Origin of the sequence: Pseudomonas sp. MM211 (assembly GCF_020386635.1) — a bacterium.
Classification (GTDB): domain Bacteria; phylum Pseudomonadota; class Gammaproteobacteria; order Pseudomonadales; family Pseudomonadaceae; genus Aquipseudomonas.
This window is the reverse complement of the sequence record NZ_CP081942.1, coordinates 2,341,683-2,353,582: the sequence shown is the minus strand read 5'-3', so window position 1 is coordinate 2,353,582 and position 11,900 is coordinate 2,341,683. Positions and strand designations below refer to the sequence as shown.

Below are 11,900 nucleotides of genomic sequence, written 5' to 3'. Positions count from 1 at the left end.
TTCAAGTCAGGGAGCTGGTGTCGTTCACCAGACCGACCTGATCGCGGCCCGCCTGCTTGGCCATGTAAAGGCCGCGATCCGCCAGACTGACCAGCTGCAGAGAGGTCTGGCCAGCAAGTGGCACCAGCGTCGCGACACCCAGGCTGGTGGTCAACACCGAGCCCGGCTCAGGCTTGTCGTGGGCAATTCCCAGATCGGTGACCGCACGACGAACCTTCTCGGCCAGCAATCTAGCACCACCCGCCGACGTGCTAGGCAGCACCATGGCGAACTCTTCACCGCCGTAGCGGGCCGGCATATCGGTGGAGCGGCTGCAGCAGCTGCGCAGCGCCTCGGCAACACGGCGCAAGGCATCATCACCGGCGACATGGCCGTAGTTGTCGTTGAAGCTCTTGAAGAAGTCGACATCGATCATCAGCAACGACATCGGCGTCTGCTCGCGTAGGGCGCGGCGCCACTCCATTTCCAGGTACTCGTCGAAGTGCCGGCGGTTGGACAGCCCAGTCAGGCCATCGGAGTTCATAAGGCGCTGCAACACCAGATTGGTTTCCAGTAGCTGCTGCTGGCTTTCACGCAGGGCGCGGTAGGCTTCGTCGCGCTGCTGCAGCGCGGTGTAGGAGCGCGAGTGGTAGCGAATGCGCGCCACCAGTTCGATGGTGTCCGGCAGCTTGACCAGATAATCATTGGCACCCGATGCGAAAGCGGTGCTCTTGACGGTCGCATCGTCCTTGGTCGACAGCACGATGATCGGCACATCACGCAGAGAGGGCCGCGCCCGGTAGGCGCCCAGCAGGGTCAGGCCATCGACGCCGGGCATCACCAGATCTTGCAGGATCACCGTCGGGCGCAACTGTTCGGCCACAGCGACTGCCTGAGTGGGGTCGGCGCAATAATGAAAGTCGATACCCTCCTCCCCCAGCAGTTCACGGCGCACCGCCTCGCCGATCATCGCCTGATCGTCGACCAGCAGCACCATGACCGCACCTTCCTTGGGTGAGCCGAGTTCTTCCGTAGAGTGAGAGGGGGATTGCATGTTGGTCTCCAGACCCCACCCAGATCGAAGGCGAGTCTCTAAAAATTTAAACGCAGGGTAAATCTATCAGCCAAATAGCTCAACGATGCGGGGCGCAATGCGCTCCAGCGCGAGTATTTCCTTCGCGGCATCGAGCTCCGCAGCAGCCTTGGGCATGCCATACACGGCGCAACTGGCCTGGTTCTGGGCGATGGTGAGAAACCCTCGAGCGCGCATGTTCTTCAGGCCCAGCGCGCCATCCCGGCCCATGCCGGTGAGCAAGACGCCAATGGCTTCACCCGTCCAGTGCTCGACCACGCTGTCGAAGAACACGTCTATGGAGGGCCGATAAACGTGGCTGCGCGGCTCTTCGGTATAGGTCAGTTCGCCATTGCGCTGCAGACGCATATGGTTGTTGGTACCCGCCAACAGCACCACGCCTGGCTGCGGCTGCTCGCCATCGCGGGCCAGGCGCACCGGCATGGCCGACTCACTGGCCAGCCAGTCGGCCATGCCGGCAGCGAACACTTCATCGACATGCTGCACCAGCATCACCGCAGCGCTGAAGTCGCCTGGTAGCTGTTTGAGCAGCAACGCCAACGCTGCCGGGCCACCTGCCGAGGCACCGATGGCTACCAGCCGACGGGCCGCAGACCTGCCTGGCATCTGCGCTGGAACACTGCGCTTACGGATGGTGTTCTGGCCGATCAGCCAGCCAATGTTCTGGATCTTGCGCAACAAGGTAGCTGCATCCGCTGCTCTATCACCACTCAGCGAGGGCGTATTGACCGCGTCCAAGGCGCCGTAGCCCATGGCTTCAAACACGCGGTTGACGTGCTGTTCGATATCCACCGAGACGATCAGGATCGCGCAGGGACTCTGCGCCATGATTCGCCGAGTGGCCTCGACACCGTCCATGACCGGCATCAGCAGATCCATCAGTAATAGATCCGGCAGATCGACTTCGCAGTGCTGCAGCGCCTCAGCGCCGTTGCCCGCGATCCAGGCGATACGATGCTCCGGTTCCAGAGCCAGAGCCCGGCGCAAGGCCTCCACCGCCAGCGGCATATCGTTGACGATCCCTATCCTCATTCGTGCGGCTCTCCAACCAGATCGACCACGGCGTCGAGCAACGCCTCGTCATGGAAACTGGCCTTGGCAAGATAATAGTCGGCTCCGGCATCCAGGCCACGCCGGCGGTCTTCTTCGCGATCCTTGTAGGACACCACCATCACCGGCAGCGACTGCAAACGGCTGTCGCGGCGCACCAGGGTGACCAATTCGATACCGTCCATGCGCGGCATGTCGATATCGGTGATCAGCAGGTCAAAGTGCTCGGCGCGCAGGGCGTTCCAGCCATCCATGCCGTCGACCGCCACGGCCACGTCATAACCCCGTCCGAGCAGCAGCTTGCGCTCCAGCTCGCGCACGGTCAGTGAATCGTCGACCACCAGCACACGCTTGCGCTGCACACCGGCAAGCTGGCGAACGCTGCGGTCGACCCGCTCCAGGCGACCGCTGCCGAGCAGTTTGGCTACCGACATCAGCATATCCTCGACGTCGAGAATCAGCACCGGCGTACCGTCGTCCAGCAACGCGCCTGCCGACACGTCCTGCACCTTGCCCAACCGTGGATCCAGCGGCATCACCACCAGCGTGCGCTCACCGACGAAACGCTCCACCACCAGCCCGAACAAATTGTCGCGGTCGCGAATCAGCACCACCGGAATGCCGTTGTCGCTAGGCTTGCCTTCCGGGCGCTGAAGAATCTGGCTGGCCGCGATCAGACCGACATGTTGCCCCTCGCTCCAGAAATGCTGACGCCCTTCCAGCTGAACGATGTCCTCGGCCTGCAGGCGGGTCATCCGTTCGATATGGGCCAACGGCAAGGCATAGGCTTCGCCACCAACCTCGACGACCAGGCTGCGCACCACCGACAAGGTCAGCGGCACTTCCAGGTGGAAGGTCGAACCCTGTCCCTGGCGCTGCTGCATGCGTACGCCGCCGCGCAGTTGCCGCACCATGTGTTGAACCGCATCCAGGCCAACACCGCGGCCGGACACCTCGGTGACCTGATCACGCATGCTGAAACCGGGCAGGAACAGGAAGGCCAGCAGCTCCTCTTCGGTGAGTTGCTCGCCGGTCTGCTCGGTGGCGAAACCACGGCTGATCACCGCACTGCGCAGCTTGTGCAGATCGACGCCGCCACCATCGTCACTGAGCTCCAGCAGCAGCATGCCAGCGTGGTGGCGGGCGCGAATCAGTATCTGGCCTTCGGCGGTTTTGCCGCGCGCCAGGCGCACTTCGGGCAGCTCGAGGCCATGATCCAGAGCGTTGCGCAGCAAATGCGTCAGCGGTGCTTCCAAACGTTCCAGCACGTCGCGGTCGACCTGAGTGCTTTCGCCCTCGATCACCAACCGTACCTGCTTGCCGAGCGCCCGGGCCAGATCACGCAGCATGCGCTCATGGCCGGCCAGCACATCGGCGAACGGCCGCATGCGCGACGACAGCGCGGCGTCGTACAGAGACTGGGCGCGCTGGCCGCCCTGCCAGCCGAAATCGTCCAGATCGGTCATGTGCTGGGCCAGCACCTGCTGGCACTCGGTGAGCGCCTGGCGGGTTTCCACCAGCATGGCTTCGGCCTGCGCATCGATGCTGCCTTCCGGTAGCGCTTCACGGGCTACGTCGAGAGCACGGCGCGCTACGGTTTGCAGACGTTTGAGGCGCTGCAGGCCATCGCCGAGAGGCTTGATGCGCTGGAACTCGACCAGCGACTTGCTGGAGATGTCCAGCAGATGGTCGAGTCGCTCGGCACTGACTCGCAGGATGCGACTACGCCCCTCGCCCGATGCTTCGCTATTTTCGGGTCTGGTCTGCCTGGTAAGCGTGGCTGGCGGCTCCAGCGATACCTGAACAATGGGCTCCGGCTCTGGAGTAGCCGCGAACTGCGGCGGCACCACCGAGCGCGCGCTCGGCACATAACCGCCGCGCGCCAGCGTGCCAAGGCGCTCGACCAATGCGTCGACTTCGCCGCTCACACCGCTCGACTCCACTGATGGTGAGCCCAGGCTCAACAGAATGTCGGCCCCCTGCAACAGCGCATCGATATGTTCGGACTGCAGCAGCAAGCGCCCTTCCTGGGCCTCGACCAGGCAATCCTCCATTACATGGGCGACTTTCACCCCAGCGTCGAGACCGACGATGCGCGCTGCGCCCTTGAGGGAATGGGCCGCACGCATGCAGGCCTCGAGGGAATCCGCGTGACGCGGATCGCGTTCGAGCACCAGCAAACCGTTGTTGAGTACCTGGGTCTGGGCCTCGGCTTCGAGCTTGAACAGCTCCAGCAGCGAAGCGTCGCGCATCTGATCGGGCGTCATCCAAGGCTCCTGGCGATGGTTTGCTGCAATATCTGCTCATCGAGCAGAGTCACGCTGCGACCTTTCCACTGCAGAACCCCGGAGGCGAAACGCCGTGCCATCGGCACACTGCCGTTGCCTGCCTCGACCACTTGGCTGACGGCAATGGCCTCGATGCCTTCGACCTCGTCGACCGGCATGACCACCGGGCCATCCGCGAGGCTGAAGATCAGCATGCGCGGCACCACGCGGCGCTCGGTAGCCACCTCGGCGCTGTCCAGCCCGAGCATTTCCGCCAACGAAACGCAGGCCACCAGAGCGCCACGCACGTTGGTCACCCCCATCAACCCCAGTGAGCGCTGGTGCGGCAGTGAGTGGATCGCCGTACGCGTCGCCACTTCGCTCAATGCGCGGCTCGCCAGCGCCAACCAGGCCTCGCCAACGCGGAAAATCAGAATCGAGCGGCGCTCGCAGCTGTCCTCTTCTGCCCACTCATGTTCAGGCTCATCCTCATTGCGCTGCAGAGCGAACCGATCCAGCAGGCGAGTAGCCAGGGACGCGTGAACCTCGCAGTTGCGGCAGTGGATATGTTGGACCAGGCGCTCACAGGACTTGTCGCCCTGCACGCCAATGCGGTTCCAGCAATCGTCGATATCTGCCCGTTCGATATCGCTCAACGGCAGAAGACTATCGGTCATCGCGGCTCACTCCACGCCCGGCACGCTGCTGCAGGCGCTTGGCGCCGGCCAGATCTCCACGGGCCGCGAGCAGCGCCGACAGGTGAGCCAAGGCCTCGGCGTGCTTGGGCGCCAGATACAGGGTTTTGCGGTAATAGTCCTGGGCCTCATTGCTGCGCCCGGCCACATCACTGAGCAGGCCCAGCCAGTAGAACGCCTGGGCCGTTGGCCCATGAGCAGCGAGATAACGTTCGCAGGCCGCGCGGGCTTCGTCACTGCGCCCGGCGTTGGCAAGCGTGGCGATTTCGATCAAGGCAGCATCCACGGCGTCAACAGTTGGTTGCGGAGCGGCGGCAGGTATTCGGCGCACTGGCACCTTGCTGGGGCTGGCTGGGGCAACGGCTTTAGTCCGTACAGGGGTTACTGACGGAGCCCAGCTCGCCGTGGCGGTAATACGCGGTGCAGTGTCGCTGGCTCGGCGAAAGACGAAGGCCAGCGGGATGTTCAAGGCCTGCATGCCGACCTGGCTGAACAGGCTGGCCTCGGCCGGCCCGATAAACAGCGCACCGTCGTCACGCATCAGCCGTTGCAGCACGGCCGCCACGGATTGCTGGGTCGGGCGGTCGAAGTAGATCAGCAGGTTGCGACAGAACACGAAATCGTAGGGTGCTTCGCCGGCCAGCAGACCGGGGGCCAACAGGTTGCCGGCGAGCAGACGCACCTTGCGGCGCACCTCGTCCTTGAGCTGAAAGCCTTCCGGGGTCTCGACGAAGTGCCGATCACGAAAGCTCAGGTTGTCGCCACGGAATGAATTGCGCCCGTACAGCGCTCGCTGTGCACGAACCAGTATCAGCTCGCTGATGTCCATGGCGTCGATGCGAAACGTGTCGCCCGGCAGCCCGGCATCGAGCAGCGCCATGGCAATGGAATACGGCTCTTCGCCACTCGAACAGGGCAGGCTGAGTATGCGCAGTGGGCGAACACCCATGATCTGCGAGACCCGCTCACGGGCCAGTTGCGCGAGCGCGACGAAGGATTCCGGGTAGCGAAAGAACCAGGTCTCTGGCACCACCACGGCTTCGACCAGTGCTTGCTGCTCGATGGCGGAGGCCTGCAGTTGCAGCCAATAGGCCTCTTCGTCGGCACAGCCCAGGGCGGCAACCCGCTGGCGAACCGCACGTTCGATTACCACCTGGCCGACCGACTCGGCATCGAGACCGATCAGGCCATGCAACAGGCGCTCGAAACGGCCGCTCATGCGCTGGCCTCCAGGGTTGCCGCGAACAGCAGCTCTCGCACCGGCTCATCGAGCAGATCGGCCACGCGAACCCATTGCACCAGACCGTGTTCGGCCTTGAGCACCGGCCCCAGGTAGCGAGCGTTGGGCAAGCTCACTCCGGAGTCGACGAACGCCTCGGCGGGGCTGCGCAAGGTATCGCTGGCCTGTTCCAGAATCAGCCCCAGCATGCGCGCAGGCTGGCTCGCCTGCGGTTGGTAGTTGACGATCACCAGGCGCGTGCTGGTGCGAACAGTGGCTGGCTGACCGAGCGCCTGGAAAGACAGGTCGAGCACCGGCACCGGCTTGCCGCGATAGGCGAACAGCCCGGCGACCCAATCGGGCGCAGCCGGAATCTGCTTGAAGCTGCGCAGCGGCATCACCTCGACGACCTCGCGAACGTCTAGTGCGTAGCGATCCGTGCCCATGCTGAACAACAGGAACAGCTGACCAGGGCTACGCCGCCCCGGCGATGACCTGCCCGCTTCGCTCACCGGCTCAGACCTTGAAGCGGCTGACGCCGCTACGCAAACCGTTCGCCACCAGATTGAGGTCGTCGATCGATGCACTGGCCTGGCGCAGCGACTCGACGGTCTGCGACGAGGCTTCGCTGAGCTGCACCAGTGCCTGATTGATCTGCTCGGCACCGGTGGACTGCGCCTGCATGCCTTCATTGACCATCAGCACACGCGGCGCCAAGGCCTGCACTTGATGAATGATCTGCGCGAGCTGCTCGCCGACCTGGCCGACTTCGCCGATGCCGCGGCGCACTTCCTCGGAGAACTTGTCCATGCCCATCACCCCGGCGGAAACCGCCGACTGGATTTCGCGCACCATCTGCTCGATATCGTAAGTGGCGACGGCAGTCTGGTCGGCCAGGCGACGCACTTCGGTGGCGACCACCGCGAAGCCACGGCCGTACTCGCCGGCCTTCTCCGCTTCGATGGCGGCGTTGAGCGACAGCAGGTTGGTCTGGTCGGCGACTTTGACGATGGTGGTGACCACATGATTGATGTTGCCGGCCTTCTCGTTGAGGATCGCCAGCTTGGCGTTGACCAGTTCAGCGGCGCTCATCACGTGATGCATGGTGTCTTCCATGCGGGCCAGGCCCAACTGCCCTGCCCCGGCCAGGGTCGAGGTCTGTTCGGCGGCGCCGGACACCTCGGTCATGGTGCGCACCAGATCGCGAGACGTGGCGGCAATCTCCCGGGACGTGGCACCGATCTCCGTGGTGGTGGCGGCGGTTTCCGTAGCGGTGGCCTGCTGTTGCTTGGAGGTGGCGGCGATCTCGGTCACCGAGGTGGTGACCTGTACCGACGAGCGCTGCGCCTGCGCGACAAGGGTCTTGATCTCTTCGGCCATGCCGTTGAAACCGGTTTCGATGGCGCCGAATTCGTCGCGGCGCCCGAGGTTCAGGCGCGCGGTCAGGTCGCCACTGGCCAGCGCTTGCAGAGTGTGCACCACCTGCTGCACCGGACGGGTAATCGCCTGCATCAGGAAGTAGCCGCAGACGAAGGCAACAATGATCGCCAGCAGTACCGAAATAGCCATGCTCAATTCGGCACGGTCGACTGCAGAAACAATGCCTTCAGCCGAGGAGTAGGCAACGTCGCGGTTGAGTTCGATCATCGAGGTGAGCTGGGTACGCCCCACATTCCAGGTATCGGTCAGTTGCCCGGCCAACTGGGCCCTGGCTTCGACGGAACGCCCCTCGTCATATACAGCCAGCACGCTGGCCTGCTGCTGGCCGAACAATTCGCGGGTCTGCTCGAAGGCCTCGAGCGCACTACGGTCGCTGTTATCGCGGATAGTGGCCCGGTAATCGGCAAGAGACGCGACCAGCTTGTCGCTGGCGCCCTTGATCAGCTGACGGTCGGCGTCGCTGAGGGTGTGCTGCTCCCTGATGCTTACCTGCACGATGGTCTGGTGGAACAGATCCGTCCAGGCACTGCGCACTTGGGTGATGTGGAACATGCCGGGCATGGCATCGTCCAGCAGGCGCTTCGCCCCGCCATCGACCTTGAGCAGACGCTCGAAGGATGCCGCGGCCATCAACAGCATGATCGCGATGATGATCGCAAAACTTGCCTGGATACGCTGGCGAACAGTCCAGTTCTTCACATTCAACCCCATCTGCCGAGACTCTAAATGAAGCCTGCGAGCAGCGCCCACAGGTCATGCGCCGGACTCTATGGGCGTTGCGCTTACAGCGCAAGCAAGACAGGCCTATTTACTGTAGCAACAGGCGCTTGAGTGTCAGGGGGAGGAAGAAATATGCTGCCGGACGGCGTGGAACCGTCGGCAGCACGATGCGGCGGGGTTACTGCAGATCCTGGCGAACCTGGGCTTCGAGTTCGGCCTTGAGTGCGGGGTCGAGCTTCAACTGGCGGGCCAGCTCTTCCAGATAGGCGCGCTCCATGAAGTGCTCTTCGTCGACCATCAGCACGCTGGCGACGTACATTTCCGCGGCCATTTCCGGCGTGGTGGCCGAACGTGCCACATCGGCGGGATCCAGCGGTTTGTTCAGCTCCGCCTGCAGCCAGCGCTGGGTTTCGCTGTCGCTGGCCAGTTTGCTGAACTCGCCCTCGATCAGTTCGCGCTCGCGTTCGTCGACATGGCCGTCGGCCTTGGCCGCTGCCACCAGCGCCTTGAGAATACCCTGGCTATGCAGTTCCACCTGAGGAGCAGGCAGACGGTCGAGGGTCTGCGGCTCGCCCTGTGGCGCACCGGCCTGCTTGGCCTGCCAGTTGCCATAGGCCTTGTAGGCGATCACGCCCAGCGCGGCGAGGCCACCATAAGTGATCACCTTGCCACCAATCTTGCGGGCGCTCTTGTTGCCCAGCAACATGGCCAGGGCCGCACCGCCACCGGCGCCCTTGAGCATCGAGCCGATACCACCGTTGTCGCCTTTGCCGGCGCCGCCACTGCTGCCGCCCAGCAATCCACCCAGCGCTCCGCCCAGCCCCGAAGAGGACTTGCCGCCGGTTTTCTGTTGCAGCAATTCCTGCCCGGACTTCAGCAGTTGATCGAGCAAGCCGCGCGTATTCATGGAGATCTCCAATGGTTCAGGAACAGACGAATCTACTGCGAAGCCTGGCCGCCGTTGGTTACAGATTGCGTCAAGATATTGCGCGTACGGCCGCGTCGCACAGGCAGATAGACAATCGGCCTGTGGGCAACGTTCAAGATGGCGTCGGGGCTCGGTGACTGACCGTCAACGCGGAGCCAGGTGAGAGATCAACAACTGCACCGATTCCTGACCGCGGAATTCGTTAACGTCCAGCTTGTAGGCCAGCTCGACCCAGCGCACGGTCGGGTTGGGCCAGACCTCACGGTCGACGCCAAAAGCGATGCCGTCCAGTTGCAGGCTGCCGCACTCGCTCTTCAGCACCACCTTGAGGTGGCGCTCACCAACGATGCGCTGCTGCACCAATTGGAACGCACCGTGGAACAGCGGCTCGGGAAAATGCTGGCCCCAGGGCCCGGCATTACGCAGCTCGCGGGCCAGCGGCAGATTGAATTCGTCGATGCTCAGCACCCCGTCGGACAGCAGCCGCCCAGTCAGGTCGTCCTCGCAGAGCTGACGACGAACTTCTTCATCGAACGCCTTGGCGAAGGTCTCGAAGTGCTCGGCCGGCAGTGACAGGCCGGCGGCCATGGCATGCCCACCGAACTTGCTGATCAGCCCCGGATGGCGCGAGGCCACGGCATCCAGCGCGTCACGAATATGAAAGCCCGGCACCGAGCGCGCGGAGCCCTTGAACAGGCCCTCCCCGGCATCGGCGAAAGCGATGGTCGGGCGGTGATAGCGCTCTTTCAGGCGCGAGGCGAGGATGCCGATCACCCCCTGGTGCCAGTCGGCCTCGAACAGGCACAGCCCGAACGGCAGATTTTCCAGGGGCAGATCCTTGAGCTGAGCCAGCGCTTCACGCTGCATGCCCTGCTCGATGGCCTTGCGGTCCTGGTTGAACTGATCGAGCTGCACGGCCATGTCACGGGCAAGGCCTTCGTCCTCGCAGAGCAGGCATTCGATACCCAGGCTCATGTCGTCGAGACGCCCGGCTGCATTCAGGCGCGGGCCGAGAATGAAACCCAGGTCAGTCGAGGTGATGCGCCCATGTTGCTTGCCGGCGACTTCCAACAACGCGCGCAACCCAGGCCGCGCGCGGCCGGCACGGATACGAGCCAGGCCCTGGTGCACCAGAATGCGGTTGTTGGCATCCAGAGGCACCACGTCGGCCACGCTGCCCAGGGCCACCAGATCGAGCAGCTCGCCCAGGTTGGGCTCGGGACGTTCGGCGGTGAACCAGCCCAGTTCGCGCAGCCGCGCACGCAGCGCCAGCAGCACGTAGAAAATCACCCCGACGCCGGCCAGCGACTTGCTCGGGAAGGTGCAGCCGGGCTGGTTGGGATTGACGATGGCATCGGCGTCGGGCAATTCGTGGCCCGGCAGGTGATGGTCGGTGACCAGTACTTTCAGCCCGGCCGCCTTGGCCGCCGCCACACCTTCGATGCTGGAGATGCCGTTGTCCACGGTGATCAGCAGCTCTGGCTGGCGGGTCAGCGCCACGGCAACGATTTCCGGGGTCAGGCCATAGCCGTACTCGAAGCGGTTGGGCACCAGGTAATCGACATGGGCGGCGCCCAGCATGCGCAACCCGAGCATGCCGACGGTGCTCGCGGTGGCGCCATCGGCATCGAAATCGCCGACGATCAGCAAGCGCTGACGCTGGCGCAGCCCTTCGACCAGCAACGCCACCGCCGCATCGATGCCCTTGAGCTGGGTGAAGGGAATCAGCCGTGCCAGGCCTTTTTCCAGCTCCACCGCCGAGAGCACCCCACGGGCCGCGTAAAGGCGGGTCAACAACGGCGGCAGATTACCCAGGTCGGGCAGAGAAGCGGGAAGCGGGCGGGACTCGATACGCATGGACGTCGGATTCTACTCTTGCAGTGAAACAGGGGGCGCGCCAGGCCCGCAGGCGTGGCGCAGCTCGGATCAGTTGCCCAGCGTTCGCTCGCCGGCCAGCCATTCCATAGGGATTTCGTGTTGGCCGCGCTCGTCGGTCACGAACAACTCGCCATCGCTGATCATCACGCTCCAGCTCAGCGAACGGGGCAGATCCAGGGACAGATCGGCCAGCGCTTCCTGCCCCAGGGCGACAACATTGATGTTTTTCAGGGTACGCACCGGGTCGAGGCACTTGGTCTGCCACACGCGCAGGTTGCCGTACGCCACCAGGCTGAACTTCTCGGTACGGCGCGAGCACCAGGTGATGCGGTCGCTGTCCGGTTGGCCGACTTCGATCCAGTGCAGCACGCGACCGTCCAGGCTCTTTTCCCACAGCGCCGGCTCGTCGACGTCGGACAGGCCGCGCCCGAAGGCCAGATGCTCTTGATAGAACAGCGCATAGGCGATCAGCCGCGCCGCCAGACGCTCCTCGGTTTCCGAGGGATGGCGGGCCACGGTGAAGCGCAGGCTTTCATAGATGCTGCGATCGATATCGGTGAGGTTGAGATCGATCTTGTAGGTCGTGGACGGCTGGGCCATTGCGCACTTCTTGGAATTCGGGAAAGTGCGC

General features: G+C 63.9%; 10 protein-coding genes. All 10 read right to left on the bottom strand.

What is annotated here, in order from left to right:
- Position 1: 1 nt before the first annotated feature.
- Positions 2–1,033 (bottom strand): diguanylate cyclase, encoded by a 1,032-nt coding sequence (locus tag K5Q02_RS10765; RefSeq protein ID WP_225839071.1) that lies wholly within the window; start codon positions 1,031–1,033, stop codon positions 2–4.
- Positions 1,034–1,099: 66 nt separating this feature from the next.
- Positions 1,100–2,104, bottom strand: a complete 1,005-nt coding sequence (locus K5Q02_RS10760; protein ID WP_225839069.1) for a chemotaxis response regulator protein-glutamate methylesterase — start codon at positions 2,102–2,104, stop codon at positions 1,100–1,102.
- Positions 2,101–4,389, bottom strand: a complete 2,289-nt coding sequence (locus K5Q02_RS10755) for a hybrid sensor histidine kinase/response regulator (RefSeq protein ID WP_225839067.1) — start codon at positions 4,387–4,389, stop codon at positions 2,101–2,103. The genes K5Q02_RS10760 and K5Q02_RS10755 overlap by 4 nt, the downstream gene beginning before the upstream one ends.
- Positions 4,386–5,066, bottom strand: coding sequence for a chemotaxis protein CheW (locus K5Q02_RS10750; protein WP_225839065.1), 681 nt, complete (start codon positions 5,064–5,066; stop codon positions 4,386–4,388). The genes K5Q02_RS10755 and K5Q02_RS10750 overlap by 4 nt, the downstream gene beginning before the upstream one ends.
- Positions 5,056–6,303 carry a CheR family methyltransferase gene (locus K5Q02_RS10745; protein ID WP_225839063.1) on the bottom strand — a complete coding sequence of 416 codons (1,248 nt, stop codon included), beginning with the start codon at positions 6,301–6,303 and terminating at the stop codon, positions 5,056–5,058. Before K5Q02_RS10745 ends, K5Q02_RS10750 begins: the two co-directional genes overlap by 11 nt.
- Positions 6,300–6,815 carry a chemotaxis protein CheW gene (locus K5Q02_RS10740; protein WP_442963982.1) on the bottom strand — a complete coding sequence of 172 codons (516 nt, stop codon included), beginning with the start codon at positions 6,813–6,815 and terminating at the stop codon, positions 6,300–6,302. Before K5Q02_RS10740 ends, K5Q02_RS10745 begins: the two co-directional genes overlap by 4 nt.
- A gap of 4 nt (positions 6,816–6,819) precedes the next feature.
- Positions 6,820–8,442 carry a methyl-accepting chemotaxis protein gene (locus K5Q02_RS10735; protein ID WP_225839060.1) on the bottom strand — a complete coding sequence of 541 codons (1,623 nt, stop codon included), beginning with the start codon at positions 8,440–8,442 and terminating at the stop codon, positions 6,820–6,822.
- Positions 8,443–8,641: 199 nt separating this feature from the next.
- Positions 8,642–9,370 (bottom strand): tellurite resistance TerB family protein, encoded by a 729-nt coding sequence (locus K5Q02_RS10730; protein ID WP_225839058.1) that lies wholly within the window; start codon positions 9,368–9,370, stop codon positions 8,642–8,644.
- Between the two features lie 165 nt (positions 9,371–9,535).
- The gene (recJ, locus tag K5Q02_RS10725) at positions 9,536–11,248 is read right to left on the bottom strand and encodes a single-stranded-DNA-specific exonuclease RecJ (protein WP_225839055.1); all 1,713 of its coding nucleotides are present in this window, start codon (positions 11,246–11,248) and stop codon (positions 9,536–9,538) included.
- Between the two features lie 69 nt (positions 11,249–11,317).
- Positions 11,318–11,869 carry a YaeQ family protein gene (locus tag K5Q02_RS10720; RefSeq protein WP_225839054.1) on the bottom strand — a complete coding sequence of 184 codons (552 nt, stop codon included), beginning with the start codon at positions 11,867–11,869 and terminating at the stop codon, positions 11,318–11,320.
- Positions 11,870–11,900: the final 31 nt, after the last annotated feature.

Bases quoted from the DNA above. Each gene is read 5' to 3' on its own strand.
- K5Q02_RS10750 (WP_225839065.1), bottom strand. From the start codon at position 5,066: ATGACCGATAGTCTTCTGCCGTTGAGCGATATCGAACGGGCAGATATC.
- K5Q02_RS10745 (WP_225839063.1), bottom strand. From the start codon at position 6,303: ATGAGCGGCCGTTTCGAGCGCCTGTTGCATGGCCTGATCGGTCTCGAT.
- K5Q02_RS10730 (WP_225839058.1), bottom strand. From the start codon at position 9,370: ATGAATACGCGCGGCTTGCTCGATCAACTGCTGAAGTCCGGGCAGGAA.
- K5Q02_RS10755 (WP_225839067.1), bottom strand. From the start codon at position 4,389: ATGACGCCCGATCAGATGCGCGACGCTTCGCTGCTGGAGCTGTTCAAG.
- K5Q02_RS10765 (WP_225839071.1), bottom strand. From the start codon at position 1,033: ATGCAATCCCCCTCTCACTCTACGGAAGAACTCGGCTCACCCAAGGAA.
- recJ (WP_225839055.1), bottom strand. From the start codon at position 11,248: ATGCGTATCGAGTCCCGCCCGCTTCCCGCTTCTCTGCCCGACCTGGGT.
- K5Q02_RS10760 (WP_225839069.1), bottom strand. From the start codon at position 2,104: ATGAGGATAGGGATCGTCAACGATATGCCGCTGGCGGTGGAGGCCTTG.
- K5Q02_RS10720 (WP_225839054.1), bottom strand. From the start codon at position 11,869: ATGGCCCAGCCGTCCACGACCTACAAGATCGATCTCAACCTCACCGAT.